The 26734-nt window shown below is 36.8% G+C and carries 25 protein-coding genes; 1 reads left to right on the top strand and 24 read right to left on the bottom strand.

The window, feature by feature from the left end:
* Positions 1 to 45: 45 nt before the first annotated feature.
* The 24 genes from BGO42_RS09770 to BGO42_RS09655 all read right to left on the bottom strand — a co-directional run bounded on the left by BGO42_RS09770 (position 46) and on the right by BGO42_RS09655 (position 25704).
* Positions 46 to 1062, bottom strand: coding sequence for a glycosyltransferase family 4 protein (locus tag BGO42_RS09770; RefSeq protein WP_273246912.1), 1017 nt, complete (start codon positions 1060 to 1062; stop codon positions 46 to 48).
* Positions 1034 to 2377, bottom strand: coding sequence for an O-antigen ligase family protein (locus tag BGO42_RS09765; protein ID WP_273246911.1), 1344 nt, complete (start codon positions 2375 to 2377; stop codon positions 1034 to 1036). Before BGO42_RS09765 ends, BGO42_RS09770 begins: the two co-directional genes overlap by 29 nt.
* Positions 2377 to 3450 carry a glycosyltransferase gene (locus tag BGO42_RS09760; protein WP_273246910.1) on the bottom strand — a complete coding sequence of 358 codons (1074 nt, stop codon included), beginning with the start codon at positions 3448 to 3450 and terminating at the stop codon, positions 2377 to 2379. The genes BGO42_RS09765 and BGO42_RS09760 overlap by 1 nt, the downstream gene beginning before the upstream one ends.
* Positions 3432 to 4442: a glucosamine inositolphosphorylceramide transferase family protein gene (locus BGO42_RS09755; RefSeq protein ID WP_273246909.1), complete on the bottom strand. Its 1011-nt coding sequence runs from the start codon at positions 4440 to 4442 to the stop codon at positions 3432 to 3434. The genes BGO42_RS09760 and BGO42_RS09755 overlap by 19 nt, the downstream gene beginning before the upstream one ends.
* A gap of 1 nt (position 4443) precedes the next feature.
* Positions 4444 to 5562, bottom strand: coding sequence for a glycosyltransferase (locus BGO42_RS09750; RefSeq protein ID WP_273246908.1), 1119 nt, complete (start codon positions 5560 to 5562; stop codon positions 4444 to 4446).
* 28 nt (positions 5563 to 5590) lie between these two features.
* Positions 5591 to 6589, bottom strand: coding sequence for a glycosyltransferase family 2 protein (locus tag BGO42_RS09745; protein ID WP_273246907.1), 999 nt, complete (start codon positions 6587 to 6589; stop codon positions 5591 to 5593).
* Complete coding sequence (locus BGO42_RS09740; RefSeq protein WP_273246906.1) at positions 6586 to 8124, bottom strand: glycosyltransferase family 2 protein; 1539 nt, start codon at positions 8122 to 8124, stop codon at positions 6586 to 6588. Before BGO42_RS09740 ends, BGO42_RS09745 begins: the two co-directional genes overlap by 4 nt.
* Positions 8121 to 9269 carry a glycosyltransferase family 4 protein gene (locus BGO42_RS09735; RefSeq protein ID WP_273246905.1) on the bottom strand — a complete coding sequence of 383 codons (1149 nt, stop codon included), beginning with the start codon at positions 9267 to 9269 and terminating at the stop codon, positions 8121 to 8123. The genes BGO42_RS09740 and BGO42_RS09735 overlap by 4 nt, the downstream gene beginning before the upstream one ends.
* On the bottom strand, positions 9269 to 10147 hold the full coding sequence (locus BGO42_RS09730) for a hypothetical protein (RefSeq protein ID WP_273246904.1): 879 nt from the start codon (positions 10145 to 10147) through the stop codon (positions 9269 to 9271). Before BGO42_RS09730 ends, BGO42_RS09735 begins: the two co-directional genes overlap by 1 nt.
* Positions 10147 to 11580: an MBOAT family O-acyltransferase gene (locus BGO42_RS09725; protein ID WP_273246903.1), complete on the bottom strand. Its 1434-nt coding sequence runs from the start codon at positions 11578 to 11580 to the stop codon at positions 10147 to 10149. Before BGO42_RS09725 ends, BGO42_RS09730 begins: the two co-directional genes overlap by 1 nt.
* A 3-nt stretch (positions 11581 to 11583) precedes the next feature.
* Positions 11584 to 12978: a UDP-glycosyltransferase gene (locus tag BGO42_RS09720; RefSeq protein WP_273246902.1), complete on the bottom strand. Its 1395-nt coding sequence runs from the start codon at positions 12976 to 12978 to the stop codon at positions 11584 to 11586.
* A gap of 20 nt (positions 12979 to 12998) precedes the next feature.
* Entirely contained in the window at positions 12999 to 14120 is a 1122-nt protein-coding gene (gene neuC, locus BGO42_RS09715; protein ID WP_273246901.1) for a UDP-N-acetylglucosamine 2-epimerase, read from the bottom strand.
* A 12-nt stretch (positions 14121 to 14132) separates the two neighbouring features.
* Positions 14133 to 15173: an N-acetylneuraminate synthase gene (neuB, locus tag BGO42_RS09710; RefSeq protein ID WP_273246900.1), complete on the bottom strand. Its 1041-nt coding sequence runs from the start codon at positions 15171 to 15173 to the stop codon at positions 14133 to 14135.
* A 1-nt stretch (position 15174) separates the two neighbouring features.
* Entirely contained in the window at positions 15175 to 15846 is a 672-nt protein-coding gene (locus tag BGO42_RS09705) for an acylneuraminate cytidylyltransferase family protein (RefSeq protein ID WP_273246899.1), read from the bottom strand.
* The gene (locus BGO42_RS09700) at positions 15846 to 16937 is read right to left on the bottom strand and encodes a glycosyltransferase family 4 protein (RefSeq protein ID WP_273246898.1); all 1092 of its coding nucleotides are present in this window, start codon (positions 16935 to 16937) and stop codon (positions 15846 to 15848) included. Before BGO42_RS09700 ends, BGO42_RS09705 begins: the two co-directional genes overlap by 1 nt.
* Positions 16938 to 16943: 6 nt before the next feature.
* Positions 16944 to 17762, bottom strand: coding sequence for a polysaccharide pyruvyl transferase family protein (locus BGO42_RS09695; RefSeq protein WP_273246897.1), 819 nt, complete (start codon positions 17760 to 17762; stop codon positions 16944 to 16946).
* Positions 17763 to 17765: 3 nt separating this feature from the next.
* Positions 17766 to 18863 carry a glycosyltransferase family 2 protein gene (locus BGO42_RS09690; RefSeq protein ID WP_273246896.1) on the bottom strand — a complete coding sequence of 366 codons (1098 nt, stop codon included), beginning with the start codon at positions 18861 to 18863 and terminating at the stop codon, positions 17766 to 17768.
* Position 18864: 1 nt separating this feature from the next.
* Positions 18865 to 19458, bottom strand: coding sequence for a hypothetical protein (locus BGO42_RS09685; protein WP_273246895.1), 594 nt, complete (start codon positions 19456 to 19458; stop codon positions 18865 to 18867).
* Positions 19459 to 19516: 58 nt separating this feature from the next.
* Positions 19517 to 20542 carry a glycosyltransferase family 2 protein gene (locus tag BGO42_RS09680; protein WP_273246894.1) on the bottom strand — a complete coding sequence of 342 codons (1026 nt, stop codon included), beginning with the start codon at positions 20540 to 20542 and terminating at the stop codon, positions 19517 to 19519.
* Between the two features lie 67 nt (positions 20543 to 20609).
* The gene (locus tag BGO42_RS09675) at positions 20610 to 21749 is read right to left on the bottom strand and encodes a glycosyltransferase (RefSeq protein WP_273246893.1); all 1140 of its coding nucleotides are present in this window, start codon (positions 21747 to 21749) and stop codon (positions 20610 to 20612) included.
* A 16-nt stretch (positions 21750 to 21765) separates the two neighbouring features.
* The gene (locus BGO42_RS09670) at positions 21766 to 22707 is read right to left on the bottom strand and encodes a glycosyltransferase family 2 protein (protein ID WP_273246892.1); all 942 of its coding nucleotides are present in this window, start codon (positions 22705 to 22707) and stop codon (positions 21766 to 21768) included.
* Positions 22704 to 23606, bottom strand: coding sequence for a glycosyltransferase (locus BGO42_RS09665; protein WP_273246891.1), 903 nt, complete (start codon positions 23604 to 23606; stop codon positions 22704 to 22706). The genes BGO42_RS09670 and BGO42_RS09665 overlap by 4 nt, the downstream gene beginning before the upstream one ends.
* On the bottom strand, positions 23594 to 24421 hold the full coding sequence (locus BGO42_RS09660) for a class I SAM-dependent methyltransferase (protein ID WP_273246890.1): 828 nt from the start codon (positions 24419 to 24421) through the stop codon (positions 23594 to 23596). The genes BGO42_RS09665 and BGO42_RS09660 overlap by 13 nt, the downstream gene beginning before the upstream one ends.
* Before the next feature lie 5 nt (positions 24422 to 24426).
* Positions 24427 to 25704 (bottom strand): ABC transporter ATP-binding protein, encoded by a 1278-nt coding sequence (locus BGO42_RS09655; protein WP_273246889.1) that lies wholly within the window; start codon positions 25702 to 25704, stop codon positions 24427 to 24429.
* A gap of 190 nt (positions 25705 to 25894) precedes the next feature.
* Here BGO42_RS09655 and BGO42_RS09650 point away from each other — a divergent pair, with 190 nt between their 5' ends.
* A complete protein-coding gene (locus BGO42_RS09650) occupies positions 25895 to 26635 on the top strand; it encodes a tyrosine-protein phosphatase (RefSeq protein WP_273246888.1) in 741 nt (246 codons plus the stop codon).
* Positions 26636 to 26734: the final 99 nt, after the last annotated feature.

Here is a 26734-nt window from a genome sequence, read left to right as displayed (position 1 = left end):
TTTTATATTTAATCCTAAATAAAACTAAGCAAACTTACGATAATATTAATGATTATTAAGCAAGTTATCCCATTGCTTTTTCACTTCTGTCCAATCAAATGCTATTATTTTCCGGTAGGCATTTTTAGTTTGCTCCCGGGCAAAATCAGGATTTTCGATCAGCTTAACAATTGCTTCGCTCATTTCAATCACCGCATTATCACCAACCAACTGAGCATCAACATCATGAATTAACAAATATGATATTCCCCCAACGTTCGTTGCAACAACCGGCATTCCTAAAGCCATTGCTTCCAGGACGCTAACCGGTGTGTTATCAAAATGTGTTGTTGAAATAAAAATATCAAAGTCCGGTGCCAAACCGGTCCATTCTTTTTTGGTAAGCCTGCCGGTAAACTGAACCGTTACTTTTTTTGTTTCCGCATATTGTTTTGTTGCTGCTAAACTTCCGTCTTTTTCCGGCCCAACCATACAAAGCGATGCTTCCGGATATTTTTTTTGCAGTTCACCAAGCACGGCTACAGCCATTTTAGGGTTATAGATATCTGCAAAGGCTCTTACCCAAAGCAACCTCGGTTTCAAACCGGTTCGCTCCTTAAAATCATACTCCTTAAGTTCGATAACGTTAGGAATATAGCTTACATTGGGAACTTTAAAATCTTCAAATATTTGCTTTAAATATAGTGATGGCGCTACGTTTCTATAGGCATTATTGAAGATCATCCTGCTCCACCGGGGACTTTTACTGAGTCTTTCCGGCAGATTGCCGCCATGCAGAAACGGTATGTACCGGCATTTTAAAATTCTGCAGCACTGGCTCACCAGAAAAGCATACCAGAAGTTAGCAGTGCTATAGGTATCGATAATTACAAAATCGGTTGTTTTAGCATGCCTGAATAAGGTTGCCAGCATGTCCAGAATGCGCACTACTTTATTGCTCCGGGAGGAAGCACTCACAACATGATAGCCTTCATTAGCAAAAAGTACCGAAAGGGTATCTATTGTTGTCGGATTATGTCCATGAACCGCCAGTTTATTCCCTATGTACAACAGTTTTTTCATCCGGATAGACTTTTAATAACGTTAGTGCATAGACAAAAGCCGGTGCTGCCATTCGCATGGCCGCATGGTTAATGGTGAGCAGCCAGAAAGCGAAAAAGGACAACAACAGGAAGTGGTGTTTATTGTCAAGATACAGCGTTAGAGGTGTGATAAAGAGTATTAGTAAACCAATAACTCCCAATAGTCCGTGTTCGGCAAGCATTCTTGTTATTTCGTTGTGTGTTGCTAATTCAATTCCCGTTAACTCCTGTCTGTATTCTTTGTTTTTCCCGACACCTATCCCTAAAAAAGGATGGTCAACAAACATTTGAATCTCTGTTTTAATAAGGTCTTCTCTTCCCGACAGTTTACTTTGTTTTTGTCTTCCTAAAGCATCTTCATTAGCATATCGCTTATCAATTAAGCCACTGGTCTGATAGGAGCTATAAGTCCAGACACCCAGTGTTGCCACTAATGAAAAAATAAAGATGACACTCATTTTATTTTTCCCATTTTTATTGAGCATAAAATAAATGATGATAATAAGTAAAAGAATCATCGTACAACCTGTAATCATTCCTCCTCTTGAAAACGTAACGATCCCGCGATAGGCTGCTAACAACGTTAATGAGATATTGATAATCTGAATTTTTCTGGTAGGAGAATTCAGTAAAAATTGTGTAAAAAACAAAAAAGTACCTAATCCTAAAATTGTGGATACCTGGTTAGGTCCAAATCCGCCTGAGGTTTCAAAATTAGACTGGGTTCCGGTTACCACATCCCGTATACTGGGTGTATATAAAAAAAGATAGGTTATTACTGTAATTATAGGCAACGAAAAAACCAGCAGTAAATTAAGCAGCTGCTGCTTTGTTATTTTCCTCCTATAGCAATATACCGAAGCAATCCCCAGGCAAACCGGGCCGGAGATATTAAAGGCTATTGCTTTTCTCAGATTTGCTTCATAAGAAAGGGTGACGGATGAAACGACTATTCCGGGTATCAGCAATACAATAAACAGCCAGTAAATAATCGCATTTTTGGAAAATCCGCTGTACAGCATACCAATCAGCATAAATACCATTACACTGTATTTGCCATATTCATTGAAGATCATCCCCCCGGTCATTCTCAGAAAAACCTCAATACCAACAATATAAGCAGAAAGAAAAAGTGCTTCATTATTCCTGTTTCTGGTTTTTAATAGCACTACGACTCCAAATAAAAAGATCGCAAGTGTGAGTAATGTCGCTAAAAAAGGAAATATGTAAACTACTGCTCCAAGGGCAATATGAAGGAGTACAATATTCAGGTATGAGACTTTTTTCAGCTGCATTATATTTCCTGGTAAAATTTCAAACTCTCAGAAAGCACATAGCTTTCCGAAAAGTTTTCATCAATGTTCTTTTTTAGCGCGTCTCCCAGTGTGGTTCGCAATTCATTATTTTGTGTTAAAAATACTATTTTATCTGCTAATTCTTTTTGATTTAACGGAGAGAATAGTAACCCGGCTTTTCCGTTATCTAAAATTTCAGGGCAATATCCTACATTTGAAGACAGTACAGCCAATTCTGACAACCCATATTCTAAAAGCGTTACCGGAAAACCTTCATAAGTAGAGCATAAAACAGCAATGGAAGCTTGTGACAGGATGTTAAAAACATCTGTTTTACTACCGTATATAAACACGGAATCTTCCAGCTTATTATCCCGGATGAATTTTTTAAGCACTCCGGAGTAGTCATCATTGTAATCTCCACCCACCAAATGAACTGTCCAGCCTTGTCCGGCTATACCCGTTTCATGAAATGCTTTTAATAATGTGATATGATTTTTAGGATAGCGTAAATTTGCCATACAAACAATACGTTTCCCTTCATTACCTTTTAGGATGGTTTCCTTTTTTTCTGTTTCGTTTTTAACTGTAAAATTTGGAATGTAACGAACATTTTTACACTCCAGATTTTCCCGTGACCAATTTTCCAATGCGTGATTAACGGTAAGAATTCCATTAAAAAAGAACGAACAGACTTTCAGTGTTCTATTCTTGCTGATTTTTTGTTGCGTACGATCGCCATTATGATCATGCCAAATTATTTTTACAGCTGGTGATAATAGCTTTATGAGTGTCGCAAAAAAGAAAGAGGTTCCATGGGCATGAATGTGTGTGATCGCATTCTTTCTGACATATTTCCTGAATCGGAACAATGCTTTTAAATCAAAAACCGATTTTCTATTCAAAAAGAAATAATTTACATCCGGATGTAACAAAGAAGCCAGTTTACCTTCACTCCTGGTGACTATTAATCCCGAAAAGAAACCTTCAGACAGCAAAGCATTGGCATAATTAACGGCCATTTTTTCTGCTCCCCCAGGCTGTAAATTATCTATTAATTGAAGTATTCGCATTGTTGCTGGTAAAACCAATTTTTTAAATCAACATAGTTCCACTTAATCGGCCCTCTGAAATTCAAATCTTTAACATCGCTTTCCAATCTGTTTCCATCGTAAACAAAATAATATTTCCCGTCTACTTTCTGGATATCCAGCTGGTGCATCCCGGCATTAAATTCTTTTATTTTTTCATTTCGTTTCAGAAAAAAGGGAAGTTCTCTTTTAACAGTGTAGTTATCTCCTTTAAAATTGAAACGATAGATGGACAATCCGTATCCGTAACCCTGTGTAGAATTCTGAACCGGCAACAATAGTCCTTTTTCATCAGCAAAAAAGCGTCCTCCTGCTCTGGCTTCGGTTCCCATCATCACTTTTGCTTTCTTATGAGCTCTCCATTTCCCGTGTAAAGAATCTGCTTCAAACATATACATATTCAACTGATCGTCTGACGCAACCATAACATTCAATGTATCCGACAAATAAATAGTAGGGTCTTTCAGTTCCCGGTTTTTAATTAATGTGTCACAAACTTTCCATCCGTAAGGGAAATTTGCTGCCTTGTACAATAATACATGCCCCGATCTTCTGGCTTCGGGCAGCATATAATAATCGTTTTTATATTTAAAAACCTGAGGATAGGACAAATGGAATTTCTCTTTTAACACTGTTCCTTTATATTGATAATTAACCCCGTCAACTGAGGTCAGCAAGGCGATATCTGCATTGGGAGCGTATTTTTTATGCTCAAAAAACAGATAAAAGGTGTCTTTTTCTTTTATAAAAAACGGATCAGCAAGGAAAGCGGTGCTGTCATTGTGCTGTTTTAATTTTTCTAAAGGATACAGGATATTTTTTTCGAACAGCATCTTATCAGGAAATTTTTCAGACAGCCCAAAACCAATGGACCAGGGTCCGCTTTGAGGTTGTAAAAAAGGTGTTCTGTAATTAATTACAATAGCTAAAAGTCCAATGCTAACAATACTAAATAAAATCACTTTTTTTTTCATCTTACCCTGCAACTATATTTTTTATTTCCGCTTCAAAATAATCAATGGTATACTGTCTGGACCAATTTACACCTTGGGTTATCATTTGCTGATACTCCTGATTATTTCTGATTACTGTCATTATATTTTTACTGTCGGTCTCCTTGTTCATTGTCAGGATCAGTCCTCTTTTACCATCATCCAGCATGTTCGCAACACATGAAACAGCTGTTGCTATCGGGACGCATCCCCAAAACATGGCTTCTGCAACAACTTTAGGCCATCCTTCACTTTGCGAAGGTAATATTAAAAAATGATTGTTTTGGTATGCTTTTTTAACCGTTTCCTGAGTTTGGTTCCCCTGTAACGTTACGATATGCTGAAGTTTACCGGCAGCTAAATAGCTTTCAATTGCTGTTCTTTCTTTTCCTTCTCCATATATTTCCAAGGCAACATCCAGTCCTGAATGATACAGCGATTCTATTAATTGTACGGCATACAGCGCTCTTTTTCCTTCTGATAAGGTTCCGGCAAATAAAAACGCAATTGTTTTTGTCAAATCCCTTGGCTGTATTGCTTCTTTTTCATGCTCCCGATACGTTGCCGTAAAAAACGGGAGTATGTTTTTGCTTCTATGCTGCCATTCCCCATAAACCAGCACTTTCATATTCCGGGTTAAAAAGGTATTGCTTAAAATCCATTTTTGCAAGCGATAACTCCAGGGTTGTTTTGCTTTTGGATCCCAGTTCCCGGCATATTTTGCAGTTTTCTTCTTATTGGGAAACAGAATTTGAACCAAACATCCGATTAAGCCCATATTTCCGGGACAACGCAAATGAATATGGTCTGCCTTTTTCATTACTTTGAAGGTACTCCAAAATAGCTGAGGCAAATAAACCATTGTTTTTAAAATCTCTTTTACAGACAATAATGAAAATGCCGGAACCGGAAAAAAAGAAACAGCAGCATGGTTATAGGCCAAATCTACAGCCGATAACGGTGCTTGTGTCATGGGTGCTACAAGCAATACTTCATCAGCATATTTAAACCATATATTCATTTCCTTAACATAGGGACCGTATGCAAAATACCGTTCATCCGTATGGATATGTGGAACATGTGTTATAAGGGCTAATTTCATTGGTTATTACTCTGATTTTAAATTCCGATTATTTATTTTTTGGTTTCTTTACCAGCAGGCTCAACAATCCTGTTATTCTGCCCAGCACCTCGGTAGTTGCTTCTTTTTTGTTATTCGTTGTAAATATATTACTAAATCGTATCGCAATTAGCAGCAGTGTTATTGCATTCCATTTGAATCTTGCCAACAGATCCGGTTTGGGGTTTGCTATCCGCCAGACGTACCATCCGTTTCTAACGACCATTTTACCGTACTGATACTGATTGGGACGCCCCGAAACATGATGATGATGCGACAGCCGTGCCTTTGTATTGATATATAATTTTCCAATCTTTGAAAGTCTTAAACTAAAATCGGCATCTTCATACAAACCGTAACCTACAAAATAATCGGAAAATCTGATTTTCTGAAAGATCTCTTTTTTAAAAGAGGAAACCCCGCCCATAAGTTGTTCTGCCGGATAAACCTTACCTGAAGGCGGTAAGAAACTGACACTTCTTCCATGTGAAAACTCCGGAGAAAATCCAGGCGGAACATTACTGTCCAGTCCCATTTTTTTGCGCAGGATAAACCTACTGCCCTCTTTTCGTTTCCATCCGTCATAACAGAATTCATTATTTGCCGGTTTATAATTTTCCGGGACTTCAGACCAATTCACTTCATTGGTAATATACCCGCCAACGCCCAAAGCTTCGGGATATACCGCATATATGCTGATTAATTCTTCAAAATAGTTTTCTTCCAGTATGGTATCGTCGTCCAGAAAACAAATTACCTGACTGTTTTCTGCTACTTTATTGATTCCAAAGTTACGTTGTTTCGTAAGTCCTCTATGCTCCGGCGGAACTTTATAGTAGTGCAGCTTTTCAAATTTATTTGCTGCAAGGATCTTTTCGGTCTCCTCATCCGGAGAACCGTCAATTATCAGAATCTCGTCAGGATAACGCGTTTGATGCGCTACTGATTTTAAGAGCTTCAGCAAAGGATTTGCTCTTTTATAGGTACAAACTATTAATGTAAAATTCATTTTCCCGCTCTTAAAATATTAGCCCAATAAATACTTCGCTCCCAGCTTTTTTTAAAGTTGTTACAGTATTTCACCGGATGCTTATGTTCCTGATGTTTATAAAATTTTAAGAACAGGGTTGTTTTATAGCTTCTTAACTGTTCTTTTGTATTGTAACGCAGCTTAAATAACATTACCGTTGGCGAGGGTTTTGGTTTTATACGGTCGTTATTCCATTCCAGCATTACTTCCGTTCTAAATCCGCCAACGGGCGCTTTTAAATGTAATAGCTCGGGCGATGGCAAATACAGGATATCACAACCTTTATTTCTTAATTGCATTCCAAAATCGGCATCTTCTCCAAAACCATGTTCATAGCGATCGTCAAAGCGTAAATCTGTAATGGCTTCTCTTTTCACAATACTACAGCCGGATCCGAAGGTTGTCCATTGAAAGATATTGGCCGAAACCGGTTTATCTCCTTTACGCAAACAGCATATTGTAAAAGCGCTGTTTCCTGTTTTTCCAATTTGTTTAAAGGCCGTTTCTAAAAAATCTTTTTCAAACCGGATATCGTCATCTGCAAAAAAGACCCATTCCTGTTCAACATGTTGCAACGCCTGATTCCTGGCATTGCATGCACCGGTCCGGTGGGTAAACAGGTGTCTGATCTGAAAAGGCCATGATTCCTTTTCAAGGTAATCCAATTCACTCGTACTGCCTTCCAGCGGGTTTTGTTCTACTATAATTACTTTTTTGGGGATTATTGTCTGTTTTGACAAGTCCTTTAAAACATCGTATAAAAATACTTTTCGTCCAATAGTAGGAATAATAACATCTAAAGAATGTGATACCCTACTTTTTGTCTTTAATTCCATCTGGATTTTATCCAGCTGTTTTACATCCGGTTTTTTCCTTTTAAAGAACACGGTATACAGGCAGGCTAATACCGGGAATCTTCTTTCATAGATTAGCAGATTCACAAACAATAAAAGGATCCAACGCGCTCTGTAATGTTCTTTTACAAATTTGAACAGCGAGTAAATACCGGCCTCTCCACTACTCCTATTCGTTATTTTTTTCAATAACTGAGGTTCATTGTAGCACAACAAACCGTGTGGCATTCCTATTTTTGCAAGAGAACACAAAAAATAATCAAAGTTCGTGTCTATAAGTTTATCGGCTTCCAAAGCGTTTAATGTTCCGCCATAAATTCCGCCAACAAGGCTGCTCATCTGCCAGGTTGGATATACACTTTCTTTATCGGGATTAACAAATAGGCTTTCATCAACATATCCTATTTCTGAAGGGATGTAATTGGTCGTTCCTCCATAGGAAAGCAGTATTTTTTTATGGTTAAACAGTTCGGGCAATGCCTCCCAATTTATGTCTTCCTGACAATCTTTATGATACCAAAATAATAAGTCATCCGGAAATAAACGGGCTAATCTGACAATATTCTGCGCAATACTTTCATTACAAACGTCAAGATACGCTGAACTTTCGTATGCGATTATACTTTCTACTTTGTTGTTATGATGACAGATTATAATCACTTGGCAATTGTTTTTTGATAAAACGCAATATTCTGTTCCACAATAGTATCAATATTAAAAACAGTGCAGACTCTTTCTTCTGCTTTTAATCCTATTCTTTGTCTTAGCTGATCGTCTTCCAATAAGTCTGAAATTTTTGCCGAAAAGGTTTCATGTTCCCCCGGATGTACCAGATAACCGCTTTCGCCATCTATTATGAGCTCCTGAGCCCAGCCTATATTGCTGTTCACCACCGCTTTTTTCATGGCCATGGATTCAATAGTTACCATTCCTAAGGTTTCCGCAAAAGTGGGAAACACACAAACCTGTGCTTTTTGGATATAATCCCGGACTTCCTGATAAGGTACTTTGCCCAGATACTCAATGCTGTTTTTCACATTATCATCCATCAATTCCTGCATCAGCTGCCAGGTTGACTGCGTTCCGGTGGCTGCATCATAAGAGTCGCCCCCAATCAGGATGAGCTTTGCTTCCGGCATTTTGGCAATTACCCTTTTCATAATATCCGGCAGTTCCAGCACTCCTTTTTTGCGAATAACCGTTCCTATATACAGCAGCAGTCCTTTTTCTTCATGTATGGCATTATCATTCCTGAATTTTTCTACTTCCAGTCCGTAATGGATGGTTGCTATCGTTTTATTCCTGATTTTAAAAAGCTGCTGCGTTAACTTTCCGGCAAAAGCAGTAGGTGCGATAAACGCTTTTGCTTTTTGTATTGCCAGTTTCTCAAACCAGAAGTTTTTACGTTTTTGTTTTCTGTTTTCCAGATGGCAGAAATATGTATCACTTCCGTGAAACCGGATTACTAACGGTGCTTTTAAGTTCATAAAAGCAGTGATGCCGGTCCAGTCCGGTGCTTCAACCAGGTCTGCTTTATTTTTAACGATCAATGCATTCAAATAGTCCTGAAGGTACTTTCTGTAAAAATACCATGTTGCCCATTTGTATTTTCTCTTTTTTACCAGATGTATTTCAACACCGTCTTCCTGAATTATTGTATCTTCAGATTGTCCATAGACAACCACAGACACCTTGATGTCCTTTTTCACTAATGCCGCAACAAGATTTTTAATACTCGTACCTATTCCTGCGCTGTGGAGCACTTTTGAATGTGGATATTCCGGGGTTAAAAAAACGATATGCATTATTTAAAAAATTTATCAAGCAAATATTTCGTAAAGATAGTGGCTCCTTTTTCATTCATGTGTCCACAGGATGAAAAACAATCATCATTTGTTACCACATTTTCAAAATTATAAATTTCCGGGTACAGCTTTACTACCTCATCAAAATAAGCAATATTTTTCACATTACGGCACATCGGTGTTGTAACGGCAATCAGCCTGATCTTATTCGATTTGCAGATGTCTTTTATATACTCATAAGCAACATTCTTCTTTGGAGAATATTCCGATAAATCGTACTCCATATTTTTACCCGTATTTTTCAAGGCATAAAATCCATCGTGCTGTAAATTTTTTGATTGCTTTCCGATAGCACTAAAAAACAATTCCCGAAATCCGATTCTCGCATCATATTTAAGATAGCGGTAATATGGCAGATAATACAATTCTTTAAAATTGTCTGTATTTTTATGCCTATAATAGTCCCTGATGGTTTCAGAGTCTTTTAAATAAGGATAAAAATCCGCTCTTACGGCATCCGAAAATCCATTGGAGTTTATATTCAAATCAACCTCAACAATAATATTTTTAATTTTCGTGCCGTTTTTCAGTAATAGTTTCAGTAATAACGCACTCTCTTCAAGACGGGAACCGCTGATTCCAAAATTGTATGCTTTATACCCTCTATCAATAAACAATTCCGGGACAAAATGGTTGTTTGCTCTTGACGAACCCAGAAAAATGACATCATAATGCTGCGGTTTGCTTTTATAGGCTAAAGCAATTTTATTCCGGGGTTTGCTGTCTTTATATACGGCAGTAAAGGTATAATCCAACAGATAAACCACCGCTATGAATACAACTACGATACTGAGCAGGTATAACAGGAATCTTTTCATCAGAACTGGAAATAAATAAAGTTTTTATATTCACTATACACTCCAAATAAAAGCAATACGGCAATACCAATTGCAATCTTTAGGTAACTGTATTTACCCGAAACCGGTTCGATCCTATACCTGTTAAACCATTCAAAAGCGGCAAAAAGCGCAACCATTGGAATCAATTCATAATTATATCTTTCAATGACAAAGTATTGGGGTTTAAATTCCAGATTAGAGAACATTCTGCCTATATACCCGAATGCTTCTGTTATGGTTTTTGCCCTGAAAAATATCCATGCCAGGCACGTTAGCAGGAAAGTCAATCCTATTTGTGAGAATACTTTAATACCTTCCACAACGGTTACACTTTCAATATTTCCTGTATGTGTCCTGTTTTTATTGGACAGCAGTAATGGTAAAAAATACAGTGCATTTAAAAGTCCCCAAACTAAAAAAGTCCAGTTGGCTCCATGCCAGAACCCGCTAACCAGGAAAATAATAAATGTATTTCTGACTTTCATCAGTGTTCCACCTTTACTTCCGCCTAACGGAATATACAGATAATCCCTGAACCATGAGGAAAGCGAAATATGCCAGCGTCTCCAAAATTCGGCTATATCTCTTGAGAAATAGGGGTAATCAAAATTTTTGAGCAGCTTAATCCCGAATAATTTGGATGTTCCCAAAGCAATGTCGGAATAACCGGAAAAGTCCCCGTAAATCTGGAAAGCAAAATATACCGCTCCTAATGCCAGGGATAAGCTATTCATGTTCTGATAGTTGTCAAAAACGAGATTTACATATTGTGCACATCCGTCTGCAATCACTATTTTTTTTATCAGTCCCCATAGAATCTGGTGTATTCCTTCTTTTGCCAACTGAAGATCAAAGTTCCTTTTCACTTTAACCTGTGGCAATAAATGGGTAGCTCTTTCGATAGGGCCGGCAACCAATAAAGGAAAATAGCTTACAAAAAGGGCGTAGTCTATAAAATTCCGCTCTGCCTTTATTCTTTCTTTATAGATATCGATTATATAGGACAGTCCGTGAAAGGTATAGAATGAAATCCCCACCGGTAAAATTAAATTCAGCAGCAGCGGATTGACCTGAAATCCAAAACCTTCTATAAATTTCGAAAAGGATATAGCAAAAAAGTCGTAGTATTTGAAAATTCCTAAAAAGCCTAAATTTGCTCCAACGCTAATCCAGAACCAGGTTTTCTTTTCGGTTTTTGAGATGCTGTTTTCAATCTTCAATGCTGTAAAGTAATCCAACCCTGTTGAAAAGATAAGCAGAAACAGAAATCTCCAGTCCCAACAGGAATAGAAGTAATAACTGGCGATAATCAATAGGGTATTCTGGGCTTTCTTTGAGGCGCTAAAAACAAACCAGTACAGGCAAAAAACTACAGGAAGAAAAATCGCATACGATAAAGAGTTAAAAAACATATTTTAATTAATTATTTTATGGATTGCTTCCCAAATTCGGACAGATGCTTTTTGAAAAGGTTGCTGGTTAATAATATGAAACCATTCTTTTGCTTCGGTTATCTGTCGGTTTCCTTCTGCCAAAGCTTTTTGTATTTTCGTTTTAATTTCTTCCTTGTTATCAAGCCAGATAACCGATTCTTTAACCGGCATTGATCGGAAGTGAATATAGTTGTATATTTTTTTTACGGACCAGTCTTCTATCCGTTTATGTTTAACGTCATAATTAATGTAAGCGCACGGTTTTCCATGTGCCGCATAATCAAACACCATTGAAGAGCCCAGGTTAATAACCATATCCGTATGGGCGATGGTATTCATTTGCAGGTCTACATCTTCCGGAGTTGGCAGGATTGTATTCCACATGCCGCCTTTTTTCTCCCATTTCGGATTGACCGGAACAATGATGTCTTTGTATTGCGTCAGTACGCTGTCAAACCGATCGGAAAAATCGACCGGACACCTGCGGAATAAAATACCAATGGCATCTCCTTCTTCATTCATTTGTTTTACTGCCGCCGCTACATCGTCTAGATATTGCGGATCATCGGGACAGGTGGTCACATCGTCACCGGAATAACAGATGTAACGCCTGGTTATATCCAAACCATTCTGTTTAAAAAAGGTTTCTTTTGCAACCAGTCTACCGGTTTCATAATGGGATTCAAATTGCGGTGTTCCGGTTATATGAATATTTTCTGCTTTTATATATGGATAATATTGCAACAGTTCTTCTTTCATGTGTTCACTCCACACAAAATAGGAATCGGTTTCCACTACCATCGTAGCTTTGGGTAAATTATCCCAGGAAAAAATAAAGGTTGCCGTAGGAATTCCTAATTCCTGAGCAGCCAATAGCGGGGCAATTGCCAATAGCGGCCGTTGATTGGTACAAAAAACCATAGCCGGCTGTTCTCTTTTCAAAACGGCCAGACATTCCTGAAAATAAGTCGTTTTCTTTTCCTGTTCCTTAATTTTATTCCGGACTTTCTGCAATCCTTTTTCCGACGTATGACTAACAGCCAATAATTGCGTCAGTATACTTTTTGCCGCTGTTTTTATATTTTTATAGGCATACGGAAAACGATAGGTATCGTAAACCGCATCCTGAAATTTCTTTTTATTGAGATTCAGCTCGATTTGTTTCCGTGCATTTTTATATATTTCTGTCTGCTTGTTTGTTTTCGGATTTTGTATCGGAATGTCCTTAAAACCCAAATCCGATAACTGAAACGGGGTATTGTTCCAGAAAACCACGTCATATCCCTGCGTGATTCCCAGTTCATAAAATTTAGAATAGGCGAAATTACGCAATCCGATACCATCCGGCAGCAATATAAAAATCTTATTGTTTGGCATTTAGCTGAATCTTTTTTCAGTTATATATCTCTAAACTGTTTCTGATGATTTAATTCCCAAATATCACTATTCTCCAAGGATTCTAAAAATAATGTCGCACTATTTCCTGTTCCGAAATCAGTATAGCTGTTTTTTACTTCATGCTTTTCAATTTCCTGTAACGCATTTAGTATTGCTTCTTTGGTATAATCAACGTTTATGATATCTGTATTGACGGATCTGTTCTTTTGGCGGCTGCCAATATTGATAATCGGCAATCCGTAGTAAGGTGCTTCCCTGATTCCGGCACTGCTGTTTCCTATAATAAAGCGGGCATTTTTTAATAAGGTTAAAAAATACTCAAAGCGAAGGGATGGGAAAACACGAAAACGGGGATTTCCTTCCAATTGTTTGTAGGCTTTCAATATGGCCGCACTACCCAGATCGTTATTGGGATAAATAACCACAAAATTGTGTTTGTCTGCTAATAAAGTTGCCACGAAATCGTTGGCATACTCTTCCATATTTTTAAATTCTGTTGTGATGGGATGAAACATGGCGACGGCATACGCATCAAAATCGATAGCATAGTATTGTTTTGCTGTTTCCAGGTCCGGAAGCTGGTCGGAGAACATTATGTCTACGTCCGGTGATCCGATTGTAAATACAGATTCTGATAATTCTCCCATCTGGATCAGTCTTTTTTTGGCTGTTTCATTGGATACAAAATGCACATGGCTCATTTTACTGGTGGAATGCCGGATCAATTCATCAATCGTACCGGAAACTTCACCACCTTCAATATGCGCCACCAGAATATTGTTTAGTGAGCCCACAATGGCGCCTGCCAGTGCTTCCACCCGGTCGCCGTGAATGATGATCATATCGGGCGTTACACTTTTCACATAGGCCGATAATCCTTCAATCGTTTTAGCGAGCGTGAGGTCCATGGTTGTTTCATGCGTATGGTTTTCAAAGGCATGTATATTACAGAAACCACAACGTTCAATTTCAATTAAGGTATATCCGTATTCCTGCTGCAGGTGCATGCCGGTGACAAAAATGTAAGGTGTAAAATGTTCATGCTTTTCCAGTATCCGGATCAGTGATTTAATTTTACCAAAGTCGGCTCTTGTACCGGTCAGAAATACAATTTTCTTCATGATTCCGCTATATTATACGATATCTTCCCAAACCAGCTGTGCATCGTTTTCGATGTCACGACTTGCTTTTTTACCGATGATATTATCAAAATGTTCCGCTAATATCTTACCTGTTCCGGGACGTTTTACCCATATATTGTCTTTTGTAAAGATTGTTCCTTTTTGTATAGGCGCAATACTGCATACGGTTGCAAAGGCAAAATCGATAGTGACCTGCTCTTCTGCTGCCGGTTTTTTTGTTCCTCCCCGCATCAACGCCATTTCTGCCGCATCAGCAATCAGGTTATGGCAGTTTTGTTCGTCCATACTGCACACGATATCCGGTCCGGTCCGGTTCATGTGGTCTGTGAAATGTCTTTCCAAAATGGACGCTCCCAGTGCAACTGCTCCCAGACAGGCATTGTTGTTTAAGGTATGGTCGCTTAATCCGAATACTTTATCCGGGAAAGCCTTGTGCATTTCCATCATCGCACCGAAACGTACTAAATGTATCGGAGTCGGGTATAAATTTGTGGTGTGCAGTAAAGCTACCGGCACGTTGTGTTTATCAAAAATGGCTACTGCTTTCTGAATACTTTCTATCGTATTCATTCCGGTGCTTAGAATTACCGGTTTCCCAAAAGAAGCGATATGTTCCAGCAGCGGATAATTATTACATTCGCCCGATCCGATCTTATAGGCCGGTATGTCAAATTTCTTCAGTCTTTCGGCGGCAGCTCTTGAAAACGGTGTGGAAATAAAAATCATTCCTTTACTTTCCACATACTTTTTAAGCTCCAGCTCTTCTGCTTCATTTAAGGCACAACGTTCCATAATTTCATAGATTGAAACATCGGCATTTCCGGGTATCACTTTTTTTGCCGCACCACTCATCTCGTCCGCAACAATATGGGTCTGGTGTTTTACCACTTCCACCCCTGCTCTGTGGGCGGCATCGACCATTTCTTTTGCTGTTTGTAAGGAACCTTCATGATTGATTCCTATTTCGGCTATTACTAAAGGCGGAAAATCCTGTCCTATTTTTCTACCTGCTATTTCTATATATGGGTTCATGCTATTGTTCTTTGTATTTTTGTTGTAAATATGATGCATATTCAAAATCATCCTGAGTATCGATATCGATAGCCGCAAAAGGATGCTCCACTATCATCGGATATGCCTTTTCACTAATAATCTTGTTTTCTTCTAAAATCAGTTGTGCCCTGGTTATATACAGCAATCCGTTTTCAAAATACAGCGGTTCCAGATCCTGGCTTCTTTGCCCTATCTCATAATTGAACGGTACAAATCTATGTGCATTGATCTTTCCCAGTTTCTGTTCGTTACGGGTCACTGTAAACAGGCTGTCGCAGTTATTTTTAAAAAAAATATCCAATGCTTTATCCAGCAGTTCTTTCGGTCGTAATGGATTTGTAGGTTGTAAAAGAATTACAATCTCCGGTTTTTCTTCAATACTTTCCAGTACATGTTTTAAAGCAGATACTGTGGGTTCAAAATCTCCGGACAGCGATTCCGGTCTGTCAATTACAATTGCATTATTGGCTAAAGCTACCTGTTTTATTTTTTCATCATCGGTGGAGACAAAAATGCCGTCAACACTATTGTTATGTGCTTTTGCATACGCAATTGAGTGTACAATCAGCGGTTTGCCATCAAGAAGTTTTATATTCTTTTCCGGTAATCTTTTTGAACCTCCTCTGGCTGGAATTATCACAATTGTCTTCATTAGGATATGCTTTTTTTAGCAGATGTAATTATTGAGTTCATTCCGGCATTCCAGCTTTTTGTCGTATATAATTCCGGATCAAACAAATTGTTCTTTTGAGAATCGTCTGTATATTCTAAAATTGCATTTTCCCATTCCGAAACAAAATTTGGTTTCGTAATCAGTTTTCCGAATTTACCGTATTGCAACACTTCCGGAACTCCTCCATTTGCCGAAGCAATACAGTAATTACCGCAATGCAGGGCTTCTATAAGACTCAGTCCAAAACCTTCGTGCCATAATGTCGGGAATAAATAACAATCCGACAGCTGCAGGTATTTTGCCAATTCGTCATTGGGAATTCTCCCAAAATAACGAACGCCTTCCATGGCTTCTTTCGGTTCGGTTCCAATAACCCACAACGCGATATCTTTTCTTTTTTCGATTACTCTTTTCCAGGCATCCAGTACAATATGCAGTCCTTTTTTAGGACGGTCCTGGGAACACCAGACAAATACTTTTTTACCGGCTACTCCAAATTGTTCTTTCCCAAGTTGTTTTTCTTCCTTTGAAAGTGTGTGAAATTTTCTTGTATCGACACCATTATGAAGTACCGAAAAACGGGTTGGCAAAATGGTGTAATATTCTTTATGGGCTTTATAGGAGTCTTCCGTTAGCAGTACCATTTCATCAATAAATTCATAGAAACTCCTACTGTCAAGATTACCGTAAAACGGCGCAAATCCATGGTAGAAAAACTGAATATAACATTGATGTCTTTTGTTTTTCAATTTCAGAAATTCCTGCAGTGGTTTTATAATTCCAAAGTTATCTACTATCTGAAGAATACATTTATCTCCTGTTATTAAGATTTTTTCAAGTGCCTCTAAATATCCTATATAATTGTTCTTATAGTACTTCTCTTTTAGCTTAACCGCAAATGTACGGTTGACAATTTCATATTGTGTGTGCTTAAACGGGCTATCAGGCTGTTCACAAATGATATAATCAATTGTGTCATTCTCATTAAAATAATTCTGATACAAAGTAGTCCAGCTTCCAATTCTGGAATAGGGTAACGGCAATTGGGATATCAAAATTACTTTTGTCATAAAATATTATTTAAAAGGACAAACGCCCATTAAATTATCTTGCAATTCTTTTATTTTTCCTGTTGCTGCAATTGATTCTGCTGAACGGAAAATTTCATTGATCTGAGTATCGCTTTGGACCACTGACAGGAATTTCGGGAAATAGTTTTTTATCCCTACCGATTCAAAATAATCCTGGTATTTAATTCCATCTCCGAAAATATTTTCCGAAAACTTTACCCAGACCGCCGGAATATTGTATGCCTGTGACACAATAACACCGTGTAATGAGGAAGATATAATCCTGCTGCATTGCAAAATCAAACCGGTAACATGTTCTATGTCATTCGTCATCAGGTCAATTATAAGAACGTTTTCCTGATCCTTATACATTGCTGTAACCAAATTATAATCTTTATAATGCGGTATTATTCCCAAATCATATTTTATTTTCCGCTCCGGATTATAAAATTTTGGAAGTAAAAGGGCCGGATCACCATAAATTTCAGGAACATCATAGCCCTGTGCCAACAAATGTTTGCGGGTTTGCGGTCCCCGTACGGCTAAAAAAACCGCTTTTTTTATTTTATATTCTTTTGACACGATTCCGCTTCCCCAAACAATACATTTACCATTAACCTGAGCTAAAATACTACCTGCTGTAAAATATATTGTCCTGAACGTTTCCAATACTGGCCGTTTTTTCGGATGTATCCAAATCACTTTTTTTCCGGAAATCTTTTCGACAAGATATTTACCTACAAGATCACCATAGTTTTCTTTTTTCTTATTGGCTAATTGGATTTCGCTCCACCAAAAAAGTCTAATATTTTCATTCTTAGGCATAAATCAATCAGAATTACTATTGTATCCGGTTTTCATCTTAAAGAGAATGCTTTTCTCTTTGACCCGATAAATGTAGGGTTTTGTATGATAAGATGTAACGATCTGTAAAAGGAATTGATCATTAATTTCTTTAAGATTGTAAAATTCCGGCACTTTTTTCCTTAAAGCTTTTTTAAGTTTATATTTTAGTGTGTGTTGTATCGGATTCCGTTTGACCTCAACAGCAACAATGTTTTTTTTTGTATTAGGGAGCTGCTGATAAAGGAAATAATCAATCAACGTTTTCTCATCAAAAAGTGTGGTTACCGGAAAAGATTCCAGCTCATCCAGTGTTTCTTCGGACATACTATTTCCCCAACCATCCTCATTTACTTTTGTAACATTATTACTCAAATTATTAAGCAAATGCTGTTTGTTTATTTCTACAATTCCGGATAACTGCAGTTCTGCCGGATTTAATGTTCTGGTTTCTCTTTTTCTGTAATTCGGATGCCACTGATGCAACATTAAAAGTTTTTCATCATAATATTTCACGCGATATCCCGCATTTTTGAGACGATTGTGGATATCTGTATCTTCTGCTCCCCAAAAATGGAAAAACTCATCAAATCCATTTATTTCTTTTATAGCAGCAACCGGAAAAAGTGTCATTCCCGTAGCTTCTTCAGTACTTTTAAAGTTCACGGTATAGGTTTCAAAAGCAACGTCTTTATCCGTTTCCTGTTCCGAAAGGAAACCTACCTGAAAATAGGTCGCACAACTTTGATCAAACTGCTGCTCCAGGATTTCCGTAAACCGCGAGTGGAAAATCATATCTACATCTGCCACAAAACAATATCCGGATGTTACTTTTTTTATGGCAAAATTCAGCGCCTTGCATTTATTCCAGGGCTGATCTTTTGTATACAGGTATTCATAAGATGCAAAATCATACGCAGCGACCAAAGTTCTTATCGCTTCGGCTTTTTTTTCGTCTGATCCATAGTCTATAAACTTTACCGTGAAATTTTTTACGGACTGTTGCGCCAACGAATTCAGCGAACGCCTGATCCGTTTTACTTCCCGGTTACGATATGGATAGAGAATAGTAATTGAATTCATCTTATTTTTTTGTCATCATATATAAAGTCTGAGACTTCCAATGTGTAATAACTTTCAGTTCCATTTGTAACTTAAGGGCTATTTTTTCAATATCCTTTTGTGACAAGTCACTTACCCAACCGTTAAAACGTCGTGTTTCAATATTTGAAAAAACATCAACCGTTGCATAGGAAAAAAGAATCACATTCGTAAATCCAGAGCAATGCGCTAAAACATTTTCAACATCATTTACATATTCCAAAACACCACTGAATACAGTATAATCTGACTGTGGAAGTACAGGAAGCTCTTTATTCAAATCTATTACGATTGTATCCTTATCTCTGGAAACAATGTCGGAATGCAGGTATTTACAATTTTCCGGCAAATATGTTTTCAACACCAGTTTTGCAGCTCCAAATTCAAACACAGTACTATCCGGTAAAATATTTTCAGACAGTAATTTTGTTCGCTCATCCCATGCTGAGAAAAGAGATTCTGTATTACTCCATCTTTTATAGTCTGATTTATTAGAAATTTTTAATACGGATATGTATAAACTTCTCGCTTTTTTATTAAAGCCTAAAATTACCTTTCCAAATGATTCTTTAATCATTTTTTTCATTTTTCAATTCAGTTACAAATTAGTACTATTTCTAATTAATTTCACAAAATTACTTCAAATATTCGCCTGCCGTTTCTTTTGAAAGTCCTTTATATTTCAAACACCAAATTAGTATTTCTTTTCTTAAAAAGAATTTGGAAAACATTTTGCTTTTTATCCAGTAACCTAATTTTGTAGTATTTATTTTATTTAAAATTAATTCACTTTCTGGATTATAATCGTTTGGTTTTATCTGCTTTAGCCTATCCTGCATCCAATCTTCTTTGACATTTCCCATATGACAGGCAAAATTATCCAGTGTTGACAATCTCCAAAATCCTTTCTTTATTACCGGAATGTCCAAAATTTCTTTTTCACTATCACCACCCAGCATATAGTCAGAATATCTTTGATTCAACTTTTCAAAAACAGTTCCCCTGTAGGTAGCAAAAAAATGACCTGCTCCCACCACTGCCTGAAAATTGTTGTCCGTTACTGTTAAATATTTTTCTAAATGACACTTATGATAAAAATCAGGATTCCCAATACTCGCGGCAAAATCCTGTAGTGCTTTAGGGTTCTTCACCGGAGTAAAGTACAGTGATTTTGAAAAAAACAGTTCAACCCAGATGTTAGCAGTATATGTTTTAAAAGATTTTGCCGAAGGAGTTGGACAAACTGTTCCCGCCTTAGGGAAAGCTTCAAAAACGGCGTAGGTTTCCTGCTGCCAGTTATTCAAAAATAAAACATCCGAATCAGCAATGGTTACTAATTGAAAATTATGCCCGGAAATTCCTTTTAAGACGGCATTTAATTTGCCAATACCGGAACAGTGAATAAGTTCGTGTATTTTATTGTCATTAAACAATCCGTCCAAGAATGCTACCACTTCTTTACAACTTCCGTTATTGACAATGGTAAAATACGTTTTACTATGGCAGGTCAATAGCATAGATTCCATACAATATTTAAATATTGTCAGACTATCTCTGAAATAACCTTCCTGATCAGGAATATGCACAGGAACTATAACCTGATGAAAATAGTCAGATTTTTGTTGTTTTATATCTTTGTGTGGATTAAATCCTACCCGCATAGTTTTATTTTTAAAAGTCTTTACTCTTTAAGAATTGCTAAAAATTGAACCCTCATTTTTCACACAATTAAGAAGCCTGAACACTTTTATATACTTCTATTATCTTTTTTGTGTTGCTTTCATAATCCAGTTGCTGCTTAGCGATTTCTTTATTGATTTCATATACTTCTTCCATCATCTCCTTTTCTTTCAACGCTACTATTATTAATTCCCTGATATTTTCAATATCTTCCGGGTTTTCAATCAGTAATCCGTTTACACCATTGTTTATTATTTCTGCAGAAGCGCCGCCGGGATTTGACTGAATAGGATAGGCTCCCATGATTATCGCTTCTAACAAGGTGTTTGGCATCCCGTCTGAAATATTGTTACCGATATAAATCAATGATTTACCCATTAGCTCCAACGTTTGCTGGTGTTCTAAATCATGGCGTCCATATACCGAAAATGGCAATTTTTGTTGCGCTATATAGTCTGCAACAACAGGATGCGCTCCAAAAACAACAATTTCAAAACCTTCTGTTTCCTTTGGCATTCCCTCCAATGCTTTTACAACATTCAAAGCTCTGCCAAAAATATGCTGATAGCCTTTTACAAGGATTATTTTTCTTTGTGTAACCGGTTGTTTATATTTTTCCAATGTTGCAAGACGGAATCCGCCTCCGGTAGGAATAACTCCTAAATCTTTTCCTGCAAATCCCATTTGTGCTGCTAAGACAGCATCTCTTCCGCAATCGGCATGCATAAAGTTTACTCTGTTTAGTACTTCCCGGATTTTTTTATTGTGCTCTTTAAAATTGCGATAGTAGTAAATATCATTTCCCCAACACGAATATATCCATTTTATCCGGGGATATTTATTCATTGTCTGGAGTATCGGATAGCTACATCCCTGCATTTCAAAACTGTGTACAACATCCGGATTAATCTCTTTAATGATCTTTTCCAACTGCTCATTAACCGTTGTCATCAGAAAAGGCGACAGCCATTCATAAACTGCAGGCATTTTTTTTGAGATATAATATTCCCCTTTTATATAAGGAAGTTTTCTTCGCTTCCAATCACAAAATTGCCTGACATTCCCGATACCTTTTAGTGCCCCACGATCTAAAACATCGAACCAATATAATTCAAAATCAGTATTTTTTAAATTTTCTACCCATCTTATAAAGTGGATCGAAGGCATCGCTATAAAAAGTATTTTCATTTTAATTACATTTATTTTAGCGCAGGAATCTATATCCTTTTTTAAATAATTTATACGATGAATATCCCAATACGTTTTTGATTATCCCTTTAAAATTATAAAGTTTTAATTCATTAAACAACAATTGCCTTAGCATATAGCCTGTATTATCCGTATTGCTGACTAACATGGCTCTTAAGAAATATTTATACTTATTTCTTATATCTTTCCTTATAATACCTGTTTCTATTTTATTGCTTGCCTTATTAAGCCTGAAATGCTTCTCTCTTGTATTTAAATCGGATTTTATTTCAGCAAAATTTAGTTTTCCAATTTCATGAGAAAGAGAATTTTCATGAATACGATATTGTATTAGTGGCTGATTTACATAATTTATATCCGGTTCCTGATATAGCATTCTTAAATTGAAGTCCCAATCATCCAGATTGCTTATCTGTTCATCAAAAAGTTCTTTTTGATTTTTTAAAAAGCTCCTTTTCCAAAACGGCCCGGAGATATAGAAGGTAATTTTACCCAAATAATAGTCTTCCAATACCTTTGTGGATAATATGTTGCTCTCTTTAATTTTTGATTTTGTAATTAAATCTATAAACTCCAATTTGCAAACCACAACAGCTGTATTCTCTAAAAAGGCTCCAACAGCTGTATTTAGAGCTGTTGGCAGGTACAAATCATCACTGTCAAACCAATTTATATATTTTCCTGCACTTTTCTTAAAGCCATAATTTCTGCAAGAGTTTGCTCCTTTGATTATTTCATGAGGTCTTCGATAATATTTAAATCTGGAATCTTTTTCTGTGTATTCCTTTACAACCGCTTCGGTACTATCTGTAGAGCCGTCATCAACAATAATACACTCCCAATCGGAAAAAGACTGTTTTATTATGCTCTCCAATGTTTCCCCGATAATACCGGCTCTGTTATATGTTGGAATTATAATTGATACTAATGGTTTCATCTGCTAAAGATTCCTATGAATAGACGTCTGATAAATTTCAGAAAGGGAATTGGTTTAAAATTGACGGCATATAAGTACATTAAAGAAGACCATTCTTTTATACTCAATTTTCTTTGGTCTTTTATTGTTTTTTCATACTCCAATAAAAATTCCAGTCTCTGGCTCTTTTCGAATTGGCATAAGTTGTCCGTTATTAGATCTCCCAAAAACATTTCTGCTGCTTTTTTCTTTTGCAGCATATTGTTTTTTTTTCCTGAGATATTTTCATTTGACATCCTAACATAAATACAGCTATCATTAATGGTATATATCTGCATTTTCTCCGAATACTCTATCCAGGCCTTATCATCACTATGCCATGCTAAGGGATAATCATGAAATCCGTAGACATCATAGACTTTTCTTGTAAAGATATATTCAGACAGCGAACTTCTGGTTTTGCCAGTAAATTTTCGATAATAAAAGTCTGATGCTTTTTCCCATACCGGATGTACAAAGGCTTCCGAAATTATTTTGGTTTCTTCATATATTACTTTTGAAGCAAATCGGACTACATTCGTATGACTTTTAAAATACTGATAATCAGAATACCATGTTTCAACAGCATTGCCTTCTAAAAAATCATCATCTCCTAAAATCATTATCCATTCTTCATTCTCAACTAAACCGATACAGCGCTGCCATTGTTTTACCAATGAAACACTACCTAGATTTTCTTCAAAATAATGATAACTGTAATCAATCTTATCCTCAAACTTTTTTAATAATACTGACGGATCTTCCGGACTGGCATCATTCCCTATATAAACTTTAAACCGGTGATCTGTTTGATTCGCTAAAGAGCGCAGGGTTTCTTCAAAAAAAGCAATCTTATAATATGGAATTACTATCGCAAGCATTTTTTATAGATCTTTTTCAGCATTTTTGCCGGCAATAATAACGTATGTCCTAATTTATAAGTATTCGACTGGTAAATTTTCTGATCACGGTTTTCAAGTTCCTTTTTGATGATGTCTGTTCCGTCAAAAATAGAAAAACCTTGTTTTTGAAAAGAAGAATCCGATACAATTGCAACCAGATATAGCGGAAAAACAGCTATTTGTTTTACACTTGAAAAATCGCCCCTGATAAAAACATTCTCATCACATTCCTCATCTACTATTAAAGAATTGCCATTAATATAACGTTGTGTGAGAAGCTGTTGATTTGTAAAATATTTTGACAGTAAGTCTTTAAATTCTTTTTTATACAATTCTTTTATATGAAATTCATTCTTGAAATTTCTTTCATCGGTATAATACAGCTTATCCGGAGTGGAGATCATGACAATTCCTCCCGGTTTTAGGACACGTTTGATCTCTTTAAGCATTTCATCATGCTGGTCATGATGTTCTATTGTTTCAAAACTGATGACAACGTCGACACTATTGTCTTCAAGCGGAATTGCACTCGTATTTCCCGTTTTATATTGAATATTTCCTTTTGTATACTTTCGTTTTGCTGCTTCAATAGTATCCGGGTCAATGTCTACACCATAAACAAACGATGCGCTATTTCCCATTAAATTCGTCCCGTAACCTTCACCGCATGCAATATCCAATACCGTTTTATCTTTTATAAACGATAACGCAATGCCATACCGGTGTAAATGATCGACAGCATCTCTACCGTATATGAATGTTTCCAGGCGTTCACCGGACCATTTTTTTTTCATTTTTTTTATTCCCATTTTAATAACGGCCTTACAATTCCAGGGAATCTTCCAGAATAATTTCCTCTGGCTGTATTTTCTCCCATTTCATCAATTATATTAAATCCAACAACATCCATTTCGTGAAATTCAACATGAAACGGACTGTAACGCATGATTGCAAAACTACAGGAATATCCTCCTTCTGTCAAAAAATTGCTGGGTATGATTATTGTCTTTGTATGCATCCCTTTTGATAACGGTTTTGACAGGGTATCTGAATCTTTATCGTGTGAACTTAGAATATGTATGTTTTGATTGTTGAACAGGTTAAAACCATGCGTAAAAAGTTGGTTTTCCGCTAAAATTTCATAGGTAAACCGAATCCTTACCGCATTTGAAATTATATGATTCAAGGCAACCTCTTCATTTGAATTAAGCACCTCAGCTTTGTGTAGTCGTATAAAATCAGAACCAGGATAATTGTCCTCCCATTTTTTGCTTGCACTACTGTTCGACTCTTTTAAATATTCGTCGATACAATCATCTATATTTCCCTGAAAAACTACTCTTCCATGTTCCATCACGATTCCTTTGGTACAAAGACTTTTTACAGCCGCCATATTATGGCTCACAAACAGTACTGTTCTTCCCTCTCCTTTGGAAATATCCTGCATCTTGCCAATTGCCTTTTTTTGAAATTCGGCATCACCTACAGCAAGCACTTCATCAACGACCAAGATTTCCGGTTCTAAATGAGCCGCAACAGCAAACGCTAATCGCACTGTCATCCCGCTACTATAGCGTTTTACCGGTGTATCGATATAACGCTCGCAACCGCTGAAAGCAATAATTTCATCCAGTTTAGAGCTGATTTCTTTTTTTGTCATTCCCAAAATTGAACCGTTGAGATAAATATTTTCCCTACCGGTCATCTCAGGATGAAAGCCTGTTCCTACTTCCAGCAAGGAAGCAATTCTTCCTTTGGTTTTAATAACTCCGGTTGTCGGAGCAGTAACCCGGGATAAAATTTTTAACAAAGTCGATTTTCCGGCACCATTCTTTCCAATAACACCCAATACTTCTCCCCGCTCTACCTCAAAACTAATGTCGTGCAATGCCCAGACATAATCACTAGTTCCTTTACTGGACCTGTCATTTATATCGCCAACTTTAAGATACGGATCCTCTTTCCCTCTCATTTTATGCCACCATCTGTTTAAATCATGGCTTATTGTTCCTGTGCCAACCGTTCCTAACCGGTATTGTTTGGAGATATGTTCGGCTTTTAGAATTATATCTTTCAAAAGATTATTATTGCTAATTATATTGTTAATTGCTTACAAACTTATCTATAAATTTAGACGCTGTCAAATATAGTAAAATTAAGAACCGGAAAACGATGTAACCATAGAATTAACGCTACTTATTCCCGTTTCGTTATCTCGTTTTTCTAACCTTAATAAATTTCTTTTTAATTTTAATTATCTTTGTCACATGTTATCATTTTTTAAATCAAAACCGCTTTTAAAAGAGCTTATTCCTCAAGGCTATACCGACATTCATTCCCACATCCTTTATGGTATTGATGATGGTGCAAAAACAATAGATGACACTTTGTTTTTACTAAATTCCTGTAAAGAATTCGGATTTAGCAACATGATTACAACTCCCCATACCTGCTCCGGTATATGGGATAATACCAAAGAGGGTATAACCGAAAAGCTTGCAGCTGTTAAAACGCAGCTCCCGGATCTAACCGGTGAACTAAATTTACGGGCTGCCTCGGAATACATGATAGACGATACATTTCTGAAATTATTCGGGAGAGAACCGCTACTAACCTTAAAAGACAATTATGTTTTAGTGGAAATGTCCTATATCAATCCGCCAATTCAATTGTTTGATATATTGTTTGAATTGCAGGTAGCGGGTTACAAACCTGTTTTAGCCCATCCGGAACGTTATAATTTTTACCACAACAATTTTGATGCTTATAAAAAATTAAAAAAAGCCGGTTGTCATTTTCAGGCGAACCTGTTATCTACTGTAGGTTACTATGGAGAACCCGTTACCAAAACAGTCGACAAGCTTTTTAAAAATGACATGATAGATTTTACCGGTTCTGACATTCACCATAAAAATCATATTGATTCCTTTTCAAGGAAAATAAAAATCAGCGAAGCGGAATCATTGATCGCCGCTATGAAACGAAACACTTTCTTTGAGTCGTCCTAAAATAGGTTGACAGATTTTAGAATAAAAATATATTAACCAGTCAGGCTTACCTGGCTGGTTTTTTCATGTATAAAATTAGGTGTTTTCATCATTAAACTC

The sequence above is a fragment of the Flavobacterium sp. 40-81 genome (genome assembly GCF_001898245.1).
Taxonomy (GTDB): domain Bacteria; phylum Bacteroidota; class Bacteroidia; order Flavobacteriales; family Flavobacteriaceae; genus Flavobacterium; species Flavobacterium inviolabile.
This window is presented reverse-complemented; position numbering and strand designations above follow the sequence as displayed.